Source organism: Halolactibacillus alkaliphilus (assembly GCF_900115465.1).
In the GTDB taxonomy this organism is placed as follows: Bacteria; Bacillota; Bacilli; order Bacillales; family Amphibacillaceae; genus Halolactibacillus; species Halolactibacillus alkaliphilus.
In genome coordinates, this window is sequence record NZ_FOWN01000022.1 from 1 (window position 1) to 23,188 (window position 23,188).

19 protein-coding genes and 2 pseudogenes are annotated in these 23,188 nt (G+C 38.0%); 6 read left to right on the forward strand and 15 right to left on the reverse strand.

What is annotated here, in order from left to right:
- Positions 1-112: 112 nt before the first annotated feature.
- A pseudogene (locus tag BM163_RS09360) lies at positions 113-463 on the forward strand (transposase); the annotation flags it as partial.
- Positions 464-850: 387 nt separating this feature from the next.
- Here BM163_RS09360 and BM163_RS09365 read toward each other — a convergent pair.
- Positions 851-1,399 carry a glutathione peroxidase gene (locus BM163_RS09365; RefSeq protein ID WP_089802483.1) on the reverse strand — a complete coding sequence of 183 codons (549 nt, stop codon included), beginning with the start codon at positions 1,397-1,399 and terminating at the stop codon, positions 851-853.
- A 116-nt stretch (positions 1,400-1,515) separates the two neighbouring features.
- Entirely contained in the window at positions 1,516-3,036 is a 1,521-nt protein-coding gene (locus tag BM163_RS09370; RefSeq protein ID WP_170243640.1) for a sensor domain-containing diguanylate cyclase, read from the reverse strand.
- 347 nt (positions 3,037-3,383) lie between these two features.
- Here BM163_RS09370 and BM163_RS13780 point away from each other — a divergent pair, with 347 nt between their 5' ends.
- Positions 3,384-3,524 carry a hypothetical protein gene (locus tag BM163_RS13780; protein WP_170243641.1) on the forward strand — a complete coding sequence of 47 codons (141 nt, stop codon included), beginning with the start codon at positions 3,384-3,386 and terminating at the stop codon, positions 3,522-3,524.
- A gap of 109 nt (positions 3,525-3,633) precedes the next feature.
- On the opposite strand, the gene BM163_RS09375 is transcribed toward BM163_RS13780, so the two are convergent.
- The 10 genes and pseudogenes from BM163_RS09375 to BM163_RS09420 all read right to left on the reverse strand — a co-directional run bounded on the left by BM163_RS09375 (position 3,634) and on the right by BM163_RS09420 (position 14,669).
- A complete protein-coding gene (locus BM163_RS09375; protein ID WP_170243642.1) occupies positions 3,634-5,067 on the reverse strand; it encodes a glycoside hydrolase family 1 protein in 1,434 nt (477 codons plus the stop codon).
- 149 nt (positions 5,068-5,216) lie between these two features.
- Positions 5,217-7,150: pseudogene (locus tag BM163_RS09380) on the reverse strand (beta-glucoside-specific PTS transporter subunit IIABC).
- Between the two features lie 287 nt (positions 7,151-7,437).
- Entirely contained in the window at positions 7,438-8,301 is an 864-nt protein-coding gene (licT, locus tag BM163_RS09385; RefSeq protein WP_089802489.1) for a BglG family transcription antiterminator LicT, read from the reverse strand.
- A gap of 253 nt (positions 8,302-8,554) precedes the next feature.
- Complete coding sequence (locus BM163_RS09390) at positions 8,555-8,935, reverse strand: VOC family protein (RefSeq protein WP_089802491.1); 381 nt, start codon at positions 8,933-8,935, stop codon at positions 8,555-8,557.
- A gap of 207 nt (positions 8,936-9,142) precedes the next feature.
- Positions 9,143-10,102 (reverse strand): LacI family DNA-binding transcriptional regulator, encoded by a 960-nt coding sequence (locus tag BM163_RS09395; RefSeq protein WP_089802493.1) that lies wholly within the window; start codon positions 10,100-10,102, stop codon positions 9,143-9,145.
- Between the two features lie 193 nt (positions 10,103-10,295).
- Complete coding sequence (locus BM163_RS09400) at positions 10,296-11,438, reverse strand: glycoside hydrolase family 53 protein (RefSeq protein ID WP_089802495.1); 1,143 nt, start codon at positions 11,436-11,438, stop codon at positions 10,296-10,298.
- A gap of 376 nt (positions 11,439-11,814) precedes the next feature.
- The gene (locus BM163_RS09405; protein WP_089802498.1) at positions 11,815-12,123 is read right to left on the reverse strand and encodes a PTS sugar transporter subunit IIA; all 309 of its coding nucleotides are present in this window, start codon (positions 12,121-12,123) and stop codon (positions 11,815-11,817) included.
- Positions 12,124-12,134: 11 nt separating this feature from the next.
- Positions 12,135-12,452 carry a PTS sugar transporter subunit IIB gene (locus tag BM163_RS09410; RefSeq protein WP_089802500.1) on the reverse strand — a complete coding sequence of 106 codons (318 nt, stop codon included), beginning with the start codon at positions 12,450-12,452 and terminating at the stop codon, positions 12,135-12,137.
- Between the two features lie 12 nt (positions 12,453-12,464).
- Entirely contained in the window at positions 12,465-13,364 is a 900-nt protein-coding gene (locus BM163_RS09415; protein WP_089802502.1) for a DUF7916 family protein, read from the reverse strand.
- Positions 13,365-13,388: 24 nt separating this feature from the next.
- Positions 13,389-14,669 (reverse strand): PTS sugar transporter subunit IIC, encoded by a 1,281-nt coding sequence (locus BM163_RS09420; protein WP_089802504.1) that lies wholly within the window; start codon positions 14,667-14,669, stop codon positions 13,389-13,391.
- Positions 14,670-14,883: 214 nt separating this feature from the next.
- Here BM163_RS09420 and BM163_RS09425 point away from each other — a divergent pair, with 214 nt between their 5' ends.
- Positions 14,884-16,074 (forward strand): ROK family transcriptional regulator, encoded by a 1,191-nt coding sequence (locus tag BM163_RS09425; protein WP_170243645.1) that lies wholly within the window; start codon positions 14,884-14,886, stop codon positions 16,072-16,074.
- Positions 16,075-16,250: 176 nt separating this feature from the next.
- Here BM163_RS09425 and BM163_RS09430 read toward each other — a convergent pair whose 3' ends face one another.
- Positions 16,251-16,916: a hypothetical protein gene (locus BM163_RS09430; protein ID WP_089802508.1), complete on the reverse strand. Its 666-nt coding sequence runs from the start codon at positions 16,914-16,916 to the stop codon at positions 16,251-16,253.
- 161 nt (positions 16,917-17,077) lie between these two features.
- Between BM163_RS09430 and BM163_RS09435 the strand changes: the two genes are divergently transcribed.
- The 3 genes from BM163_RS09435 to BM163_RS09445 are packed head-to-tail and all read left to right on the forward strand — an operon-like array spanning position 17,078 to position 19,600.
- Positions 17,078-17,797 carry a response regulator transcription factor gene (locus BM163_RS09435; protein WP_089802510.1) on the forward strand — a complete coding sequence of 240 codons (720 nt, stop codon included), beginning with the start codon at positions 17,078-17,080 and terminating at the stop codon, positions 17,795-17,797.
- Positions 17,794-19,209 (forward strand): sensor histidine kinase, encoded by a 1,416-nt coding sequence (locus BM163_RS09440; protein ID WP_089802512.1) that lies wholly within the window; start codon positions 17,794-17,796, stop codon positions 19,207-19,209. The genes BM163_RS09435 and BM163_RS09440 overlap by 4 nt, the downstream gene beginning before the upstream one ends.
- A complete protein-coding gene (locus BM163_RS09445) occupies positions 19,193-19,600 on the forward strand; it encodes a DUF2871 family protein (protein WP_089802514.1) in 408 nt (135 codons plus the stop codon). Before BM163_RS09440 ends, BM163_RS09445 begins: the two co-directional genes overlap by 17 nt.
- Positions 19,601-19,983: 383 nt before the next feature.
- Here the strand turns inward: BM163_RS09445 and BM163_RS09450 are convergent, their stop codons facing one another.
- Both BM163_RS09450 and BM163_RS09455 read right to left on the reverse strand, forming a co-directional pair.
- Entirely contained in the window at positions 19,984-20,556 is a 573-nt protein-coding gene (locus tag BM163_RS09450; protein ID WP_089802516.1) for a biotin transporter BioY, read from the reverse strand.
- A 126-nt stretch (positions 20,557-20,682) separates the two neighbouring features.
- Complete coding sequence (locus BM163_RS09455) at positions 20,683-23,139, reverse strand: heavy metal translocating P-type ATPase (protein WP_089802518.1); 2,457 nt, start codon at positions 23,137-23,139, stop codon at positions 20,683-20,685.
- Between the last annotated feature and the right edge of the window lie 49 nt (positions 23,140-23,188).

The following is a 23,188-nucleotide window of genomic DNA, read 5'->3' on the forward strand; positions in this document are numbered from 1 at the left end:
TCTGAGGCCTTGCGGCCCAATGGTTTTGAAGCATAAAAAAGGAAGTACCTCCCCAAGTCTTGTATAATGGTAAGTAACCAAACTAAACCAAAAGACTGGAGGAGAACTCCCTATGCCTATTATACGACAAGAGAGTTTATTTAGCATTAATGAATTATATGCAATGGAACCTACCCAACGATATGACGCTATTATTTCGGTCATTGATATTGACCACATTTACCGTGAGGTAAGTAAAAAATCACGTCTTGGAGCTCCGGAGGAGCTTAACTACGCTGCTATGATTATTTCTGTTTTTATAAGATATGTTGAGCGTATTCCTACAATTAAAGACTTGGTCAAACGCCTAAATGAAGATATAGCTTTCAAGATTAACTGTGGTTTTCTTGTGTCTGATCATATCCCATCCGAGGCTTCGTATTCACGCTTAATTACCAAGCTGAGTGATTCTCATTGTCTTGAAGAGATTCAAGAAGCTTTATTATTAATGATACTGTTATGATATTTAATTAGTGAATTAAATAATGAGGTGTTGAGATGTACAAAGATTGAGATTGGATAAAATCTATTTATAGGCTAAAAGAAACATGATGATTTAGACAGGTAAATGCACTTTATAATAGATCATTGCGATAATCTACAACACGTGAAAGTATTATCTGAAGTTGTTAGCTGATTGAACTTCCCCCACCTAACATCCTGGCGGTCTTTTTGAGGAAGGGGATTTCATTAAGAAAGATAAAAAACAAACTTTTTCAACTAGTGAAAAGCAAGCACAAATATCAACAATAGCTTCAGGCCCTATTTATATCCGGCCTGAAGCTATTGTTAATTTAATCTTTATTAACTTTTATAAAATCGCTTGGATATCTTTTTCGAAATCCATTGGTTCATCTGTAGGTTCAAAACGTTTTAAAATGTCACCTTCTCGGCTCACAAGGAATTTTGTGAAATTCCACTTAATATCATTACCCACAAGCCATTCTGGATATTTATCTGACACAATTTTCTTTATTAATTTTCCGTTCATTGTTGTTTCATCAAAACCTTCAAAAGGGTGCGCTTGTTTTAAAAATTGGAATACAGGATGTGCTTTCGGACCATTTACATCAATCTTGCTGAATATCGGAAATTCCACACCGTAATTCAATTGACAGAACTCTGCCGCTTCTTCATTAGTGCCAGGCTCTTGTGCGTTAAACTGATTACACGGAAAACCTAAAATAGTAAGCCCTTGATCTTTATACTTACTATAGAGTTTTTGTAAATCTTCAAATTGCGGGGTAAACCCACACTTACTTGCAGTATTGACAACCAATAAGACATCCCCTTTGTACATGTCTAATGATACAGGTTCTCCTTCAATTGTTAGTGCTTCAAAATCATAAAGTGTTGGCATGTATTCTCTCTCCTTAGTTTATGTAGTATAAAAGACATTATACATTAGTTATACAAAAAACAGCGCCTAATATGCTCAAGTAAAAGAAAAAGACCTTAGAAAGGCCTTCAAAAAAATTATTCTATAAGCGTAAGACGGCACTTTCCCTGCTCCTTCGATTGATACATAGCTTCATCCGCTCGCTTTAACGCCTCAATATAATTTGAATCTTTATCTAAAATTTGTGTCATACCAATTGATAGTGAAATGGTTAATTGGTCTGGGACTAAATCTAACGGTTTCGTTTCACACTCATATAGCACTTGATCTAAAAGCAGCATAGCTTCGTTTTTAGTGATTGCTTCCATAACGACGACAAACTCATCTCCGCCCCAACGAATGACTTTTCCTTTTTCTTTGAAGATAGACTGAATTGTATCGGTGACATATTTTAACACACGATCTCCTGCATCATGTCCGTAGCGATCATTGATTAATTTAAAATCATCAATATCTAGCATAGCCATATAGACAGGGTTCTTCTTTACATGATATGTTTCGTATTTATGTTCAAGAATTCGCTCACCATATCTTCGGCTTTCCGCTCCTGTGAGTGGATCTGTGCTCGCTTCATCTATTAAGCGACGTGTCGATTTACGTAAATTTCTTTCCATAATCATATAAATCAACATAAAACCTAAAATTAATGCAGATAATAAGTAAAGCAAAATATAGAGCACTGTTTGTGTCAATAACCGCTGACTTTCTTCCCTAACCTCACTTACGTAACCATCTAAATCATCTAAGTGGACACCCATAGCTACGATCCAATTATATGGTTCATACAGTTTCGCAAAAGTTATTTTTTTCGATATATCTTCTGATTGCAATTTTTTAAAGTAGTAGGTGAAAAATAATTCTCCTGTTTCATTAATACCGTTGAGCTCTGTAAGATAGGGTGTTCCACCTACAGCATCCGTCATAGAAGTTGACAACAACATGCCTTCAGTTTCAATTAAATTAGGATGAATGCGTCTTATCGCATAGTCATCCCCGCCCTCAAAGTCTATCACTTCATTTACCCAAATATAGGCGTCATTCCTATATGTTTGATGATGAATGATTTCTTGTATATCCGTTTGAATAATCGCATCGATATACTGATTTTCTACACCAAAGACACCGGTATATGTACCTTTTTTTAATATAGCTTTAGTTGACAAAATCGAATCGAGATTTTCAACTGAAACACCTTGTTCTTTTATATTCTTTGTTGTAAAAACCAATTCACCTGTATCGCTATGATATAAGTACGCTGTCCACAAGTTATCTTCACCTGTTTGTTGGAATTCACTCTCAAACAGACGAATAAAACTTTCTTCATCTAAAGCATCTGCTAAGACAAATAATCGATCCCTCCGTTTATCTGTATTGAGTTGGTAAATCTCTGTTTTTGATATCCTTAAGCGATCAATTTGTTGAATCATGTTATTCACGGTATCTCTTAAAAAATCTTTTTTTAGTTGGAGTGCAACGTCCTCAATTTGACTGACGTATACTTTTTCTGTTTCGTTATGAGAAATAAAATGAAATAATAACACAACCGTACTAATAACCACTGCCACACTAAGTGCCAGTAATCTATATCTATTTTTCACAAGAGACATCCCCTCTTCTTCTCTTTCTTCATATATCTATATTATCTTAAAAGACTAGTCTTCATTTGTTTACTATCCTTTAGTAAAGTTTAGATAACTTCGCACAAACACTATCATTTATGAGCTTAACAGATCATTTAAAAGCATGACTTATGAACTAGTAAGCGCTTATATATTATAGCATATCCTATTTAGGAATACGTATCATTTACTTTATAAATACAACATATTCGTTACAATAGTCTACGTATAACAAAATATTTTCAGAAAATATAATTTATTTTTTCCTTTGTGTTACAATGAGAATATATGTAAAATGAACTGATTAAACCGAGAGGAGTTTGCTTATGCGTCACACCATTCCACCGAAAAACGCCGATAAAAATAAAGACACTTTTGACCGTGCATTTTTCGGTAATCCTACAGTGATGTTTTTTATCATCCTTGTCATCATTATCGGTAGTATCCTTTATAGTTGGTTATTTTAATAACGTCAAACTTTATTCAACAAAAAATGAGAAGCCACAACCTTTAAAGGTCTGGACTTCTCATTTATCTTATTAGCACGTGTTTTAACTAAAATTTAAACAGTGGTATTTATAATTGACCCCCATTTGATTCGATGACTTTTTTATACCAATCAAATGATTTTTTCTTCTTCCGTTCTAACGTACCAGATCCGTCATCATGCTTATCCACATAAACGAAGCCGTAACGCTTAGAATATTCCCCTGTTGACGCACTGACAAGGTCAATACAACCCCAAGACGTGTAACCGATTAAGTCAACACCGTCTTTTACTGCTTCACCCATTTGTTTAATATGTTCACGTAAATAGTCAATCCGGTAATCATCATTAATAGAACCGTCTGCCTCAACTTCATCATACGCACCTAAACCATTTTCAACGACCATCAGTGGTTTGCGGTAACGGCCATACAGCTCGTTTAAGCTAATACGTAAGCCCACCGGATCAATTTCCCATCCCCAGTCACTCGCTTTAAGGAATGGATTTTTTACCCCACCAATCAGATTGCCTTGACCGATTTCTTCTTGCGTTTTTTCTTTCTTATCGGTACGTGACATATAGTAACTGAATGATATAAAGTCAACGGTCCCGTTCTTAATGGTTTCAAGATCTCCCTCTTCCACCTCAATCTTAATATCATTTTCCTCAAAGTAACGATCGATAAAGTACGGATATTCTCCGCGCACTTGCACATCACCACAGAAGAAGTTAAAGAGATCCGCTTCACGTCTCGTATGCATGACGTTGTCAGGATTTGAGTCATAGCTATAGACAGGGGCATAAATTAACATACAACCAATTTGTGAGCCAGGAATAATCTCATGGCCTTTTTGAACCGCACGTGCACTCGCAACAAACTGGTGATGCAACCCTTGGAAGCTCTCCTGCATTCTTGCTTCTTCACTTGACGGTGAGAAACCTAAACCAAACAGTGGCATATGGGTCGCCCCGTTAATCTCATTAAAGGTCAGCCAGTATGTCACTTTATCTTTATAGCGCATAAAGATCGTCTCGACATAACGATCAAAGAAGTCAATTAACTGGCGGTTCTTCCAACCGCCGTATGCTTTAATTAAGTGCAGGGGCGTTTCATAATGCGCGATTGTCACGAGAGGCTCAATATTATATTTCGCCAGCTCATCAAAGACGCGGTCATAAAAGGCAAGCCCTTCTTCGCTTGGCTCTATCTCATCACCGTTCGGAAAAATCCGACTCCACGCAATACTCATGCGGAACACTTTAAAGCCCATCTCGGCAAATAACGCAATATCTTCTTTATAACGGTGATAAAAATCAATACCTTCATGGTTTGGATAAGAATAGTTTGCTTCATCAATCTCAAAATCAAATCCAGGACTTGCGAGTAATTTTAACCGCGCTTTCCCACCTGGCAACACATCAGCTAAGTTTAAGCCCTTGCCACCTTCGTTAAAACCACCTTCAAATTGATTGGCGGCAGTTGCCCCGCCCCATAAAAAATCTTCTTTAAATGGATAACTCATAATTATTGTCCTCCTTTTTATTGCTTACACATACTTTTAATCCATCTGTTTTCACGTTTTTTCACTTGAGCTTTGACCTGAAGTGAGTCGCATAAATGCGACTCACGATAGTGACCTTAAGTTTTTCTATATATAAAAAGTTATTTACTTTAGCCTTTACTAACGAGTTCTAAAATTAAATCATCTGTCGATACTGTTGCTGGTGCTGTTATTTCGACGTGGTAGTTTGATGCATTTGTTACGACCACTGGTGTGGTGAGCGGGTAACCAGCTGCTTTAATTTTTTCAATATCAAACGAAAGAAGTTTTTGACCACGTTCAATACGATCACCTTGCTTAATGTGTGTGGTAAAATGTTTACCTTCTAACCTAACGGTATCCATTCCAACATGAATCAAAATTTCTGCGCCTTCATCTGATGTGATCCCAATCGCATGGTGCGTTGGAAAAAGCGATGTGACACTACCTGAAACAGGTGCAACAACTAATCCTTCAGTTGGTTCAATCGCAATACCTAAACCGAGTGCGCCTGAATTAAACGCTTGGTCATCAATATCTTCTAATTTTACAAACTGACCTTTGATTGGACTTGTTACAACGGTTGTTTCAACAAAACCTGCTTCAGGCGTCGTTACTTTTTTCCCGTATTACCACCTGTAACTGGTGATGCTTGTTCTTTTTTATTAATATCACCAAACATCCATGTGAGTACAAATGCCAAGACAAAACCTAACACAGCAGCAATAACAGCGGCATAGAATCCCATATCAAAACCTTCTGGCGAAATAAAGCTTGGGAATTGGAAGGCACCAAGTCCACCCATGACATAACCTGTTGTTCTAAAGAAACCTAAGATGGCCCCACCAATCGCTGATACAATCAACGTAATAATAAATGGTCTCTTTAAAGGTAAAACAATACCGTACATACCAGGTTCTGTTACACCAAAGATCGACGAAATAAACGCTGGTGCACTTAATGCTTTAATTTTCTTATCTCTAGATTTTAACCAAACAGCTAATATCGCACCGGCAAGTGCCCAGGAGTGCGCGAATACAAGTGCTAAGACGGCATCATATCCTTGTGTCGCAAAGTTATTAATAGCCACCGGCACAAGTCCCCAGTGAAGACCAAACATAACAAACACTAACCAGAAGCCACCTAAGATAGCACCCGCAATCACTGGACTTAAATCATACGCCCAAACTGTAAACTGACCGAGTAACTGACTTGCCCATGTGGCAATTGGACCAATGACAATAAAGGTTATAGGTACAATAATAAGCAAAGTCATCATCGGCACTAAGAACATTTTTACAACAGATGGTACAACTTTTGCGAAGAATTTTTCAAGTTTAGCCGCAAAGAACGTTGAAATAATAATCGGAATAACCGACATAGAATACGTCATTAAAATAACTGGAATACCTAAGAATTCAATGTAGATAGGGGATTCGAACATTGTGCCACTAAACAACGTATAAAGTGGCTCTGTCGCACCTGGGATACCCTCAAGCGCTGGATATACAAGCGCCATCGCAATTGTCATGCCAAGAAACGGTGTGCCACCAAATTTCTTCATTGCGGTATAACCAAGTAAAATCGGTAAGAAGTAAAAGAGTCCGTCGCCTGTCGCGTTTAAAACTTGATAAGTACCACTTGTATTTGATAATAGACCAATTGCTACAAATAAAGCGTTTAAACCTTTAATCATACCTGATGCCGCTAACACGCCAAGAATTGGTGTGAAGATGCCTGCAATTAAATCGATAAACCGATCAAATAAACTACCACTCGGCTCATCGGTTGCCCCGTCATCCGTTGCACTTCCATCTTTAAATCCACCGACACTAACAACCGCTTTGTATACGTCAGAAACGTGATTACCAATAACGACTTGATACTGGCCCCCGCTCTGCATGACAGTCACAACGCCGTCCATATTTTTAAGCGCATCTGTATCCGCTTTCTTTTCATCCTTTAATTTAAAACGTAACCGAGTAATACAGTGGACTACACTTTTTACATTGCTTTTACCTCCGACACGTTCAATAATGTCTTTTGCTAATTGTTCATGCTTCATGATTAACACCCTTTCGTTTGGTTGTTTGTATTTGGGTAATAAAAAAACCTGAATCAATCACAGAGACACACACGTGTCGTGTCCGTAAGATTGATCCAGGTTATGCCCAAAAAGGTAACATTCCTAAATGTTTAATATTCAGTTTGTCGCGTTAATTAATTAACATCTTCAATTTATCATGAGGAAAAACATCTGTCAACAAATTTTTAAAGCGTTTTCATGATTTGTTTGTTTTTAAGTGAATAAACCTATTTAATTTACTTATATTTACAATTATTATATAATTACTACTGCTTTTGTTGATTTTCTTTGTACTCTCGGTACGTTACCCGGTGAATATGGACGGTTAAATAGACACGTTCATCTTGTGAGAGTGGCCAATCAACATTCTTTTCTAAATACATATTAATTCGCTCGGTACATTGATACGCTTGATTGTATTTACGCATTACTTGTTCATGCATAAAGTCATCCACGGTGTCTTCTGGTACTTCTTTGCGAATAAAACGCACGGCGAAATAACGTAAATGTGTGACAAAGCGCTCATAGTTGATCGTTGTTTCATCGAGTTCCATTTGGTAAAAGTATTTCACGATATTTAAAATATTATCAACCATCTCGGTTACTTGAACGGCTGCTTGCATATTTTCACCCGTCAACTGACTATTGACTAAGTGAAGGGCAATCGAGCCTGCCTCATCTTCATTCAACCGAATACCGGTTCTATTTTCGATGATATCCAAACAACGTTTGGCGATTTGATATTCACGTTTATAATACTTTCTCACCTCATACAACAGATTATTTTTTAATTCAATCCCTTGCTTAAAACGCGCAATCGCAAAACTCAAGTGATCGGTTAAGGCGACATATAAATATTCGTTCAGTTCATACGGCACGTGCTTTTGTGCATAAATGAGAATTTCTGATGCTAAATCTAAATACTCTTCTGATGTGTACTTTAACAGTTGGTCAAGTTTTCCTGATGTCTCTTTATCCTTTAAGATAAATTGTTTCTCAATGACTGATGGATCAATCGTTTGACCAGGTTTCTTTTGAAACGCAAGACCTCTCCCCATCACAACCATTTCCTGACCATTCTCATTCAAAGTGGTGACGACATTATTATTTAATATTTTCAAAATCTCCACTTTCTCACCCCTGTTGGATTTTTTCTACATCCCTATCGCTCATGTCACAGTCTGTCATTTTAAAACTTAAGGTCAATTATTTTCTACCATAGTTTATTCATTCTGACAAGTAAATATTAATTTTATCCCAACACAGCATCATGAAGTGAAGGCACTTTTTCATCACTATTTCATTATCAATAGCGATAAAATCTGTTATACAACAAAAAACCCAATCGATGAGATTGAGCTTTTAATTCTTGTATTCCGCAATTTAAATCGTTAATTCTAAATGATTCCCTTCTGGGTCTAAAACGACACTTTCATAATAACCATCCCCGGTCGTTCTTGGACCGTCCATATGGCAGTAACCTTTCCGACATAGCTCATCGGTTAATTGATCAACTTTTTCTTTTGAACCTAAACTAATCGCTATATGCGTCCAACCTAACACCTGCTCATCATGTTTTTTGGTCACATCTGTCCGAGTCATTAGTTCCAAGCGTGACCCGGATTCAAACGTTAGAAAATATGACTGGAAACCTTTCTCTTCATTCGTATAGCGATTACCTGCCTTTGCACCAAAGTGCTTAGTATAGAAAAACACCATTTTTTCTAAATCTTTGACCCATAAAGCAACATGATCAATTCTCATTATTCTCACTCCCATCTAAAGATGTCATCACTTTTCTCAAGTAGCATATACAAACGTTTCATCATTGGACCATCTGTATAGTGTACTTTACCCGAAAAAACAAGTAGATAAAAGTGAAATGACGCCCGATAAACAATTACAGTAAAAAACAATCCCTTATTAGTCAGTTGCATCACTTAACGGAATAAGCAATGTGTATTATAACAGTTAAACTGTTTGACGTTCGATCAAAGTAATATCAAATTGAATATTCTCTTTATGTGTTGATAATACTTGATCTAACAAAGCTTCTCCCATTGATTTTAGCGGGATATGGACAGTTGTTAATTTTAATGCTTTTGCGATAGGCTCATCGTTTAGTCCGATAATAGCAACATCTTCAGGTATAGTTAGACCAAATGCTTTAGCATGAATAAATAGTCCCGCTGCTACTTGATCGCTTGTGACAAGCAGCGCAGTTGGTGATGTCTTTAGTTTCATGAGTTTTCTTAACACGTCCATGCTATCCTCTAAATATAATGCACCTTCAAAACAATAGTCCTGATTAAAGGGTAGATCATGTCGGGCTAAAAACGCATGATATGTTTCTTCTCGTACTTTTGCATGTGTGCCATGTCGGCGATAAATTGTATAACCGATGTTGCGGTGTCCTTTTTGATATAAATATTCTAAAGCTCGGTTAAATATACCTTGATGGTCAACAAAAACCGTCGAAAACTTATCTGAATGTCGTTGTTCTAAAAGGACAATCGGTCCGTACTGGACGTAGGCTTCTAACACATGAAGTGGGGTCACTCTCGAACAAACGATCACCCCGTCCAATTGTTTTTGCCGCAACATCAGTAGCGCTTCTTGTTCTTTTTCCTGTTCATAGTTTGTCGGAAATAACATAAGGGTTTGTCCTTTTGCTTGTGCCTTGTCACTTATTCCAATAAGGACTTGCGCAAAATACGGGTGATCAAGAAAAGGTAAAATAACACCAATGACATTCGTTTTCCCTTTACTTAAATGAACCGCATTCATATTTTGCGAGTACCCTGTTTCTTCAATAGCCCGCTCAACCTTTATCCGCTTCGCGTCACTGACATAAGGGTGGTGATTTAATACGCGTGATACTGTCGTGACTGACACGCCTGCTCGTTTGGCTAAGTCTTTTATATTCGTCATAATGAGTACTTTACACCTCTTATTCCTATTAAGTCTCAGCTGTATTCCAGCATTTTTTTATGGTGGTTCATCCTTTACCTAAGACAATGTTTTAAAAAACACTTGCTATGAAACGCGTTTCATCGTCTAAACTAAAAAGATGAGAGGGTACACGCTGGCGTTAGGTTTTCCCGCGTAACGGCGTGTCCTTTTTTTATCTCTTAAAGACGTCTAACCCAGGTAAAGCATGGCCATTAAAATCAAATAAACCTTGATTAGCCCAGTGATTCCCTTCTTCTCCTCGCTCATTGATATAGTCCATTCCGGCTTGAGTTGCCCATGTAGCACCTTTAATAGGTAACCAACTAGGCTCCCAGTAAACAAAGCCTAAACCTTTATATCCATCACCTTTCACCTCATCAATAGCGTCCGTTAAGTCTGTTAAAAAAGCTGTTTGACCTTCGGGACTGGCCGGATAACCAGCGATTTGGGCAAGTGTATCTGAAAAAATATTTTCTTCGCCCTCAGGTGACTTATCAGTAAAACCAAAAGCTGTTTCAACGACTATGAGATCTTTTTTAAAAAGCTTACCCGTTCTTATCATTGTTTTTGTTAGATCTACTAACGTTCCGTGCCAAAATGGATAATATGATAAGCCAATCACATCAAATTCGACACCACGGGCAGTGATTTCTTTAAACCAACGCTCATATAAATAACTCGCCCCACCAAAATCTAAGTGAAGTATCACCTTCATATTAGGGTATTCTCGTGCCGCTTTGATGCCAGCCTTCAACAAGGCACTAAACCGATCAAATGCTTGTTGTCCCTTAAGCAATTCACCGGTTTTTTCATCTTCGAACTGGTGAGAAACTGATGAGAATATTGGGGTTTTTCCATCCGGCCATAACATCCCGTTGGTCACTTCATTTCCAACTTGTACATACTCCGGTAAAACGTTTTGCTCTTCTAATTTACGAAGAACATCTTTTGTGTATCTATAAACTTCCGTTTGTAAGTCATCAAAACTTAATTTTTCCCAATCCTTCGGTTTCACTTGTTTACCAGGGTCTGCCCAAAAGTCTGAATAATGGAGATTCAACATAAAGGCTAGACGCTCTGCTTTTAAGCGTTTGGCTAAGGCAATCGTTGTCTGTAAATCATTCGTACCACCACCATAAGGTTGACCAGCCTCATTATATGGATTGACCCACAACCTTAAGCGAATCAGATTAACACCAGACGACTTATAAATATTAAATATATCTGACGTTTGACCATGCTTATAAAACTTCCCATCACCATTTTCAACTGCTTTTTGCATTGATACATCTACTCCACGAATATCTAAACTCATACTGACAACCTCCTAAGTGTCTTTCATAAATGATATTTTTCGTTAGGTAAATTAAAGAAAAGATATTCTCACTCAAATAAGCATGTTTGCCTTCAATGATGCATCATCGATATGAGCCTCATACGCCAATAAACAGCAAGCGATACATGTAAGAAAGACGATTCGTAGCCGTTAATTCCATCTATTGATCTATTGTTACTACTATAAGCGTAACGAATACCCCACCATTTGACAACTTAAATGTATCAATCTTATATTGTGAAAATTATCCGTGTTCGTTATCACATTCTAAACATAAAAAAAGAGCAAATAGCTAGGCTATCGGCTCTTCTTTTATTATGTTCCGGTTATTCATTCGCATGTTTGATTCATTGTGCTACTTTTGATGTAGAAGAATAATTTCTTTTGCTAGATCCGTAAATGTCATACTTGTCATAAGATGGTCTTGTGCGTGTACCATAAGCAATGAAACTTCTGTTTTTTCCCCCTGCGCTTCCTTTGTAAGCAAAGCAGTTTGGCTATGATGGGCTTTTACAAACGCTCTTTCTGCTTGCTTAATTGAATCATCGGCCTTTTCAAAGTCTCCCTCACGCGCCGCTTTAATCGCTTTCATTGCGTGACTTTTCGCATCGCCACTATGAGTAATGATCCCCATAATGACTTCCATAATTTTTTCGTTATTCATCGCTTACACCCTTACTTCATTAATTTTTCCGCTAACATTAAGACATTTTCTCCGTTCATCATACCGTAGTCTGACATTGGAATAACATCAACCGGTATATCTAATCCTGCAACTTTTTTCTTAAAATCATCTAACATAAAACGCACTTGTGGTCCCAGTAAAATCACATCAACCGTAGACTCTTTAATATAACTATCTGCTTCTGAAGAGGATAAAGCAAAGATCTGATGATGACGTGCCGTTTCCTTAGAAAAGTTTTGCATTTTTCCTACCAACATACTTGTACTCATACCCGCTGCACACACCAACATGATGTTTTTATTCTCCACACTCAACACCCCTTATCTATTGATTGATCTTGCTACACGAGAAACCGTATGACGCATACCCCTAATCGCTTTACTCATCGCAAATATATTTTCAACAGGCGCGAGACCACCATAACCTGCATCACCAATATGTTGAATATCAACACCGCAAATTTTATTCTGAATCGCCATCTGTTTAATCGTATCTTCATCAGAACTTTCCTGACTGGTACCTATTGCCGTCATCACCAGTCGGTCATGCGCATGAACATATTGAACGATCTCTGTTAAAGTTGCTGCATCAAAACCTGGCACTGTTCCAACGGCCGGTACTAAAATAATGTCGGCGCCTTTATCGAGGAAGCTTTTTACTTGAGCTGTTGAAACAACCGGTTCATTCACCCCAGCACCATGCATTTTACCGGCAATAATTACTCCTGAGAAATGCTTTTTAGCTAATTCAATGGCCTTTTCTATTTCTTTGTTACTTACACCTGTTCCTGGATTTCCTGTGAGACAGACAAAATCCATACCTAATGCTTCGATGCGCTCAAAAGACGCTGTAGACGCTTGGCGACCTTGAGCAATTGCAAACGTTTCTTCAGCCATATCAGCTGTCGTATCTACAGGTTCTAAGTTAATACCGATAGGGCACCCTGTTAAATGATGAAGCTTTTCAACAAAGTCACATGCACTATGATCTAAACCAAAAATAACTGGTTCAAATACATCGACACCATTTAATAATATAAGATCTGCTCCAAAAGCACGGGCCATTTCGGCATTTGTTATATCACCGATGAAAGACTCCCTTGGGGCGACATTTTCTGAACAAATTACTCGGCCTTCGCTTGCTTTTATACTTAGTTTTAATTCTTCTTTTGATAAAGATAATATGTCAGAAGCATTTGCACTTATTAAACGCTTAACCATGATGTTCTCTCCCTCAACGCTCTTTTAATTACTAGATAATTCATCTGCCTTAAACCTTTTTTCAACCGCTAACACAAATGGTAAGTATAGTAAAATGTCGATAACAATTAAAGCTAGTTGTAAAATGGATGCACTCACACTACCCGTTGCTAAAACACCACTGATAATCGGCGGCATTGTCCATGATGGTGCCGTATACGTGAGGGGTACTAAACCTGATAACATAGCAAAATAAGCAATGACTAAGTTAAAAATAGGCGCTAAAACAAACGGTACAATCAATAGAACGTTAAGAACAACTGGTACTCCAAACATTGTTGGCTCATTAATATTAAACAAACCCGGAACAACTGTTAACGGTGTTAAGACACGCGATTGACGACTGGCGTGCTTTTTCTTTGCTAAATATGCCAAAGCTAAAACTAACCCAATCGTGGCACCCCCACCACCAATATAAACAAAGTTATCCATAAAAACTGTTGTGAAAATATGTTGTAATTCTTCACCGGCTTGATAAGCCGCTCGGTTTTGATCAAGATTAGATAACCAAAGTGGTTGCATAACCGAATTAACAATATTCCCACCGTGTATACCTACAAACCAAAACAAACTATTTAGACCTACTAAAATGGAAACACCGAATACGTTGTTACCAAGTAAGCCTAACGGCTTACCTAACACCACTTGAGCTAGTTCATGTATATGTGGCCAATTAAAGCTATCAATTAAGCCATAAATAAATAACCAAAAGACAATTATTACTGCGCCAGGAATAATGGCACTAAAACTTTTCGCCACGGCTGGTGGTACACTATCTGGCAACTTAATTCTAATATTCCGATTAATGAACCATTGATAGACATAACCATTTGTAAGACCTAAAATAATAGCAACAAATAAACCACGTGCAGCCATAAACGTTGTTGGCATTCCCGCGCCCATATCCGATACAACAAAAGGCGTAACGGTAATAAAAGCTGCCAACGACACAATACCTGAGGCAACACCATCGACTTTATACTGTTTAGTAAGGCTATAAGCAATACCAAAGCTGGCGATTAAACCAATTAAACCAAAACTGCTATCGACACCTTTCCATAAGTAGCCGGAAACACCGATATTACCTAAAAACTCTTCCCATCCGGGAACTGGAAAACTGGCAATAACCATTAAAAGCGAACCAATAATGATGAGTGGCATAGCCATAGTAATCCCATCACGGATAGCAATTAAAAATTTGTTGTTTCCTAACTTACCCGCAAATGGCATTAATTTTTCTTGTAACATCTGATTAATGTTTTTCATTTAAATCCTCCTTTTTATCATTTATTTATTTTTTATAACTAAATTAATAGCATTGTTGCCATTAACGATATAATTGATTACTTTTTATAATCAATTACACCGTTATTATAAAACGAGACTGAAACCGTTGTCAATAGATTTTAAGCAATTAATTATTATTTATAATTAATATGTGTTATAATTTAGAAATAATGCGATTAAAGGGGCGGATATGATGTCTTTAACAAAAAAACAACAACTTATACGTGCAACGATCTTAGACAAGATATATGCCGAGCGACCGATATCTCGAATTGATATTGCTAAAGATACTGGTATCACTCCAGCAACAGTCAGTACGATAACAGCCGCTCTTTTAGAAGAAGGTCACGTTTTAGAAATAGGACAAATGGATAGCCAGTCTACAGCTGGAAGAAAGAAGATTCTATTAGACATTCCTAAAACACATGCATACTTTATTGGCTCTGAAATATCCGAATCTCGTTTTACCTTCGTTCTAACGGATAATACGGGTGATGTTATAACGAGAGAAAAACACTATCCTTCTGATCAGTTAGCTATGCATTCTATAACTGACTATATCCAAACATTAAAGCGCTTTTTAGCTTCAATTAATCAACCTGTAAGAGCGATTGGCATTAGTCTTCCAGGTCATTTCAACCAACAAAAGCCTAAAGAGATTCTCACAAATAATGCCCGTTGGGAGCACTTTAACTTACAGACATTACAGGCAGAGTTTTCACAGCCAATATATTTTGATAATAATGTGAATGCGATGGCATTAGCCAAACGCTTATTCACCCACGAGAAACAATCAGATAACTTTATTTATTTCCATGTTGGACACGGCATGCATTATTCATATATGTTTGAAAATAAGTTATACCGAAAAGATAATTATTTAATAGGCGAGATGGGACATACCATTGTGAATCCAGAAGGAGAGTTATGTGAATGTGGCAAATACGGGTGTCTCCAAACTTATGCAAGTGAGACGTGGCTAATGAAAAAGGCGCGTTTAGTTTATCAATCAAATAATACAAGCTTTCTTAGAGAGTTAAGTGTTAGTGAAGAAGAGTTAACATTCGATAACGTCCTTACCGCCGCGAAACTTGGCGATCGCACCGTTACATCGTTGCTGCATCAAGCAATTAAATACTTAGCTGTATCATTAACAAATTTAAATATGATGATTGATGCAAAAAAAGTCTATGTGCATGGGAAAATCTTTAAATACACACCACTAATTGACCTGTTGCATGAACAACTAGCTTTTAAGCCTTTGTTAGCTGGGTTTGAGAAACGACAAGAAGTGCTTCTAGAACCATATAGTCCTTTTAGCGGTGCAGTCGGAGGGTCGGCTATTGCTATCACGTATGATTTAATTGACTTTCCGAAAAATTAAGAAATGACATTGAACTTCTCACTTAACGTTGACACGCGTGAAAAGAACGGCTTTTTATGCAAAGCGCCCTAAAAACACAAATAACGTCACATCAAGGCACTTTCCCTTTGACGTGACGCTATTTGTGTTTAGCTATGCTATTTTCAAAAACGGAATGAACCTACCCTTTAAAACATTTATTTAAGTGACTTTCTAAATTCTCCATACCCTATGAATATTACCCATACATAAGCAAGTGTCTTCGGAATCATCAGCATACCCACTAGCATATGAACTTGAGCCCAAAGAACAACCGGAATATAAAAGCCAAAAGATAAAACGACGGCAAGCGCGATTTTTTTGGCGTTTTTATCGTTGTGACGAACACCACTTTTGTAAAATAGAACGATGATTATAAGTCCCATAATCGCAAAAGGAATATTACGATGAATCGCCCATGTAATAGACGGCTCATAGATAAACCACTGATTTTGTGGAAAGAAACAAAGAGCGATTCGAACCGTCGCAAGAAGCCATATCACTATATCCAGTTTTGGAACGTTCGTAATCTGATAACGTTTTTTCCAAATTGTATATAATATTAAATAGAAGATGGTCATTGTAATAGAGGTGACAAACTTGCCAAAACCAAGCGATACCGCATGATCTTCAAACCCTGTCGTCATCAAAGCTATGATTCTGGGAATCAGATGGAATGCATCTCCTAAACCTAAGGTAACAGACATGATACCAAATAACTTAAAGTATTGATTTCCTTTAGATTTCCTAATCATTATAATTCCAATGAAAATGACTGTACTAAGATACGTAATGTGAAAAATTGGTTCCATAATTGCTTGCATAAAAAAGCTCCTTTTTAAGTTAAATTGACTGACACTTATGAGTATAGCGAAGCCATATAACATAGGATTTACGCGCATCTTAATTCCATCTTAAATCGATTAAGGGCTGCTCTTTCAAATGAACGGCTATGGTATAATTAAAAAAATTGGAGGTCATTGTCATGAGTCAACAAAACTACAGATCTACCATCCTCATCGTAGATGACGAACAAGACATTGCCGATTTACTCAAAACGGTTCTAAAGCGTGAGGGGTTCAGCAATGTTCATACTGCCCATACAGTAAAAGATGGCTTAGCTGCCTTTAAGAGATACATGCCAGATTTAGTCCTATTGGACATCATGTTGCCTGATGGTAATGGTTATGATCTATATTCAGCACTTCAAGCAATAAAACCTGTTTCGATATTGTTTGTATCTGCAAAAGATGAAGAAGTCGATCGCCTGCTTGGGTTTGCTATGGGCGCAGATGATTATATTACCAAACCTTTCAGCGCAAAAGAAGTCGCCTTTCGCGTTAAAGCCCGGCTAAGATCAGCTACCAACACCTTAGCCATAGAGAAGACCCACCCTAATTTAACGTTTGGGAACATTACGATAGATATAAACGCGCAAACCGTATATAAGAATGGTGACATGTTGGATTTAACTGCAAAAGAGCTGACATTACTCATATATCTCGCGCAACACCCAAACCGCATACTTAGTAAAGAAATGATTTGCGCCGCAGTTTGGGGTGAGGATTTTATCGGATTTGATAACACCATTTCTGTACACATTAGAAAGTTACGTCTCAAAATAGAGGATCAACCCTCTCATCCTAAATGGATTCAAACCGTTATTGGTCTTGGGTACAAGCTTGTCATAAGAGGTGACTCATGAGACTTAGAATTATGGCGCATTATGCGGGTTCTTTTTTTATTGCATGTTTAGTAATCGTTGTTATTAATTTTTTCTACATGCGAAGCTATGTCTATCAAGAGGCTAATTTATACCACTTTACACCTGAGGAAACTATGGACCTCGTCACCCATAACATTTCTCTAAAAGAAGAGCATACGTTTGACGTCAGTCCTACGCTAGCTGCACATTTAAACAATGAAGCTATCGGCTTGCAGCTGATTAACAAGCAATTTGAAGAAGTATTTCGCTACAACGATCCTGTTGGAGCAATGCATGTATATAGCCCTAATACCCTTATTAGCCTTTATGAGAATAATACCGTGACAACATTTGTTGAAACAGTTTTACTCAATGACACTCCTTACACTGTGCTCCTCTTCTACAGTCCTGAACAGGTGAAACGTACACTGTATACATCGGATGTAAAAAAAGTAAGCGCAGCATACAACATATATTGGCTGTTAGGCATGAATTTATTTGTGTTGTTGATGATTAGCTATATATATACGTATAGCATCAGCAGACCCATTCACAGAATAACTCACCGCATAGTTGAACTTTCTAAAGGGGATTATCGTATCCACGAGGCAGGAAACGGCATTTATTCTGTTGTTGAAAAAGCTATGAATCAACTAGGCCTACAGTTAAAAGCTTCTAAAAAAGCCCATGAAGAAGCCGAATCACATAGAGAAGAATGGATTTCAAATTTATCTCATGACATTAAAACACCTCTGACGTCTATGATGGGATATGGTGAACTCTTAGGCGATGCTTGTGAAGAATTGACAGAAGAAACGCGCGCGCATTATAAGCAGGTGATAGTAGAAAAAGGTGCTTACATCGAAACGTTGTTGGATGACTTAAATTTGACCACACGATTAAAACACTCAAACACGCTTCTGCGTTGTGAGCGAGTTAATCTTATAAAAGAGATAAAGAGTAATTTAATTGATGTACTTAATAGTCCACAGTTCGTAAACCAAGAGCATACCGTCGCCTTTACACATACAGATGATTTTGTCTTAGTTGAACTAGATCGGCAACTATTTAAGCGTGCACTGCTCAATCTGGTTTACAATAGTTTCTTACACAACGAAGCGCCTGTTTCGGTGAATGTCCATGTGGATAGCCGTGATGCGCAATGGGTAGCCATTGACATTGATGACAACGGGGTAGGTGTCAGCGACCAAGAACGCGATCAGATATTTACACGGTATTACAGAGGAACACATACCCAAGCCAAAAGTGAGGGAAGTGGATTGGGCATGGCCATTGCTAAAGATATCGTAAACGCTCATAAAGGGCGTATTCGAGCAGAAAAAAGCCCGCGGGGCGGGTTAAAAATAACAATAGATTTAAGGAGGATACAATCAAATGAAACATTATCTTAATTCCGCTATAGTTTACACGATTTTAGGTTTAACATCCGGTGTTTTTTATCGTGAGTTCACGAAGTTTTCGGGTTATTCAGAGAGCACTCGCCTATCTTTAATACATGGGCATTACATCAGCTTAGGGTTATTTTTCTTCTTGTTTTTGTTAATCTTAGAAAAACAATTTGCTTGGTCACGCTTTCCAAAGACGAAACTTATTGTACTTGGTTACCACTTAGGACTGAACATCAGTGTTTTAGGCTTTTTAATACGTGGGACATCAGAAGTACTCGGCACGAATATGACAAGCGCGCTAAATGCATCGATTGCTGGCATATCAGGCATCGGCCATATTATACTAGCGGTGACGCTAATCATGATATTATTCCGTGTAAAAAAAGCTATATAATCTTTCAGTCCAAACGAAGGCTAGCATTATCAAATACTGTCATATATTATGAGAGTGCTTAACTGATCACTGTTTTTAAGTCCCCATGTCGACGTTTACTGGTCCGTTATGAACTAAAAGCCACCTAAGTAATTTATAAAATTAAAACTGAAGGCTTAAAGCCACCCCATGTTAAGAAATAATCCTCTTAGCATGGGGTGGCTTCTTAATTTTTTATGCTACTCACAATAACTTAGATCTTATAAGTGACATCACGTCCCACCTTCTTGCTTTACACTTTATCGATATTATTTATCATTTTAGAGCGAGAAGACCTTCTTCAAATACTCGTTAGAATGTTAGGTGGGACTCGTTCATTTTAGAATCTGTAAAAAGAGGTGACGTTAAATCTTTGTAACACCCGTTTTTTCTTTGGCCATTAAAGGTATACCGGTCATCTTCAACCCAATCATCGAAGCAATGATCACCTTCACCAAATCTCCAGGCAAATAAACCAAACTTAATATAGATGCCTCGATTAAAGATATTTCCATCATAAATGCCTGTACGGGAATACCGAATAAATACACCACAGCTACACCACCAAGTGTATTAGCTATAAAAAAACGGAAAAATGACGGTGATTTTATCCGCTCAGCAAACCAACCGACAACATAGCTGCCAAACGCATAACCGATTAAATAACCGGAAGAAGGCACAACAAATACACCCACGCCACCTCGACCACCAGCAAGAAGAGGAAGCCCCGAAAGTACAAGGAGAAGAAACACGATTAAGCTCATAAAAGCATATTTACCACCAAGATGATAACCTAATATGCTCCCAGACAACATGACACCTAGCGTTTGTAATGTAAGCGGGACAGGTGAAAAGGCTAACGGGATTGGCGGAAGCAAACCCAATACCCCCATAATCGCAACAAAAATAGACATATACGTTAACTTTTTAAGTTCCATTGTTAACCTCCATAAAATATAAGTTAACGATAGTATATATAAAATTAAATTGAAAGTAAACCTCAAATTTTAAAAAAAGACCACTCTTTCACCTTTAGTAGAGAGAGTGGTCTATAAATCCGCTTATTATACTATAGATTGAGACGGTTTAAAACGTTTAAGTCTTAATGCATTTACAAGAACAGAGACAGAGCTAAAGCTCATCGCAGCACCCGCAAGCATCGGGTTTAATAACGGTCCACCAAAGAGGTAGAGTAACCCCATCGCCACTGGAATACAAATTACGTTATAGGCAAATGCCCAAAAGAGATTTTGTTTAATATTACGAATAGTCGCATGACTTAGCTCGATTGCTATAGGGACTTGCATTAAATCACTGCGCATCAACACAATATCCGCTGATTCAATAGCAACATCCGTACCTGAACCTATCGCCATACCGATATCAGATTGAGCAAGCGCTGGCGCATCATTAATACCATCACCTACCATACCAACTTTATTGCCTTTTGATTGTAGTTTTTTTACTTCATTCGCCTTATCTTCGGGTAACACGTCACTTAACACACGGTCAATACCCACACTTTTAGCGATGGCTTCAGCTGTTCTATGGTTATCACCGGTAATCATGGCTACTTCAATACCCATTTGGCGGAGCTTTCGGACCGCTTCAACACTCGTGTCTTTTATTGTATCTGCCACTGCAATAATACCAGCAAGTTCCCCATCAATCGCAACATACATAGGGGTTTTCCCTTCACCAGCAAGTCGATCTGATGCTGCTTCTAATAGATGAAGAGGGAGTTGTCTTTCCAACATTAATTTTTTATTTCCAGCTAAAACGTGTTGACCATTCACTCGCACGTCAATCCCACGCCCAGGAACCGCTTCAAATTGTTCAACTAATAAAAACGGAAGAGCTTTTTCTTCCGCTGCACGGACAATCGCCTCACCTAATGGGTGCTCAGAACCCTTTTCGCTTGAAGCTGTGAGTTGAAGAAGATCTGTTTCATCAACATCATCAACCGTCACAATATCTGTCACAACCGGTTTACCTTCAGTGATTGTGCCTGTTTTATCGAAAACAATTGTATCCAGTTTATGGGTTGTTTCTAATGCGACACCACCTTTAATTAATACCCCATTCTCGGCACCCTTCCCTGTTCCAACCATAATAGATGTGGGCGTTGCTAGACCTAGCGCACATGGACAAGCAATGACTAAGACAGAAATAGCAATCGTTAATCCAAAGAGGCCTGTCTCTCCCGCAATAAACCAACTAAGACCAGAAAGTAGACTTATCACCATCACAATCGGCACAAAATAGCCTGAGATAATGTCTGCTAGCTTAGCGATAGGCGCTTTTGACCCTTGCGCATCTTCGACCAGTTTAATAATCTGTGCTAACGCGGTATCTTCGCCAACTTTTGTCGCTTCATAGTAGATCGTCCCATTTTTATTCATACTCGCACCAATCACAGTGTCACCCACTATTTTTTCAACGGGTATACTTTCCCCTGTCAACATGGACTCATCAATCGACGTCTTACCTTCAGTTACCACACCATCAACTGGCAATTTCTCCCCTGGTTTAACAACAATACTATCACCAACCGACACGGACTCAATCGGTACTTGTTCTTCTTTTCCATTTTTCAATACTGTTGCTGTTTTTGGCTGTAAACCCATAAGTTTTTCAATCGCTTCAGACGTTTTCCCTTTTGAACGCGCCTCTAAATACTTTCCAAGCGTTATTAAAGTTAAAATAACGGCAGCTGATTCATAATACAAGTCCATCGCATAATGGCTTTCCCCTAAACCAACGGCGACTGTCGCACCTAAACTATAAATAAATGCCGCGCTTGTACCAAGCGCCACTAAGGAATCCATATTAGGATGACGTTTAACCAAGACCTTAAAACCTACATGAAAGAACGGCCATCCTAACAGCATTACCGGTAATGTCAGTATAAGTTGTAAAATGGAAAACGTAAGCGGACGCATCATTGGATCAATTATTGCTGGTAATGGTAGGCCCATCATATGTCCCATTGACACATATAATAACGGGACGGTGAATAAAGCGGAATAAAAAAATCTTTGCCAAATACGGGCTATCTGTTGTTGCTTTTTAACCTTAGCTTCTTCTTTTTTAGAGGTTACCGTAACAAGAGTCGCTTCATAACCTGCAGCTTTAATCGCTAACACAACTGCCGCTTCATTCATTTTATCTTCAGCGTAAGTTACAGTTAGTTTTTCTGTTGCTAGATTTACCGTTGCCTGTTCAACATCAGGGAGTTCATTAACAGTTTTCTCAACCGTTTGTGCACAAGATGCACATGTCATCCCACTTATATCAAATATTTGTTCATAATGTGGCATCTTAAGCGTATAACCCGCGTTTGAGACCGCAGAAGCGATATCTTTTAATGCCACTTCCTTTTCATCAAAATCGATTGATAGCTTTTCTGTTGCTAGATTTACCGTTGCTTGATTAACCCCCTCGAGTTGACCTACAACTTTTTCAACTGTTTGTGAACACGATGCACACGTCATCCCTTCCACTTGCATTGTTTTCTCCATTAACCTCACCCCTATTTAAGTTTTATCATTAGAACTTATAATAATAAGA

Coding starts and splice junctions, on each gene's coding strand:
- BM163_RS09435 (WP_089802510.1), top strand. CDS start 17,078: ATGAGTCAACAAAACTACAGATCTACCATCCTCATCGTAGATGACGAA.
- BM163_RS09365 (WP_089802483.1), bottom strand. CDS start 1,399: ATGCCAACACTTTATGATTTTGAAGCACTAACAATTGAAGGAGAACCT.
- BM163_RS09440 (WP_089802512.1), top strand. CDS start 17,794: ATGAGACTTAGAATTATGGCGCATTATGCGGGTTCTTTTTTTATTGCA.
- BM163_RS09420 (WP_089802504.1), bottom strand. CDS start 14,669: ATGAAAAACATTAATCAGATGTTACAAGAAAAATTAATGCCATTTGCG.
- BM163_RS09425 (WP_170243645.1), top strand. CDS start 14,884: ATGTCTTTAACAAAAAAACAACAACTTATACGTGCAACGATCTTAGAC.
- BM163_RS09405 (WP_089802498.1), bottom strand. CDS start 12,123: ATGAATAACGAAAAAATTATGGAAGTCATTATGGGGATCATTACTCAT.
- BM163_RS09455 (WP_089802518.1), bottom strand. CDS start 23,139: ATGGAGAAAACAATGCAAGTGGAAGGGATGACGTGTGCATCGTGTTCA.
- BM163_RS13780 (WP_170243641.1), top strand. CDS start 3,384: ATGCGTCACACCATTCCACCGAAAAACGCCGATAAAAATAAAGACACT.
- BM163_RS09450 (WP_089802516.1), bottom strand. CDS start 20,556: ATGGAACTTAAAAAGTTAACGTATATGTCTATTTTTGTTGCGATTATG.
- BM163_RS09400 (WP_089802495.1), bottom strand. CDS start 11,438: ATGAGTTTAGATATTCGTGGAGTAGATGTATCAATGCAAAAAGCAGTT.
- BM163_RS09430 (WP_089802508.1), bottom strand. CDS start 16,916: ATGCAAGCAATTATGGAACCAATTTTTCACATTACGTATCTTAGTACA.
- BM163_RS09445 (WP_089802514.1), top strand. CDS start 19,193: ATGAAACATTATCTTAATTCCGCTATAGTTTACACGATTTTAGGTTTA.
- BM163_RS09395 (WP_089802493.1), bottom strand. CDS start 10,102: ATGACGAATATAAAAGACTTAGCCAAACGAGCAGGCGTGTCAGTCACG.
- BM163_RS09415 (WP_089802502.1), bottom strand. CDS start 13,364: ATGGTTAAGCGTTTAATAAGTGCAAATGCTTCTGACATATTATCTTTA.
- BM163_RS09390 (WP_089802491.1), bottom strand. CDS start 8,935: ATGAGAATTGATCATGTTGCTTTATGGGTCAAAGATTTAGAAAAAATG.
- BM163_RS09375 (WP_170243642.1), bottom strand. CDS start 5,067: ATGAGTTATCCATTTAAAGAAGATTTTTTATGGGGCGGGGCAACTGCC.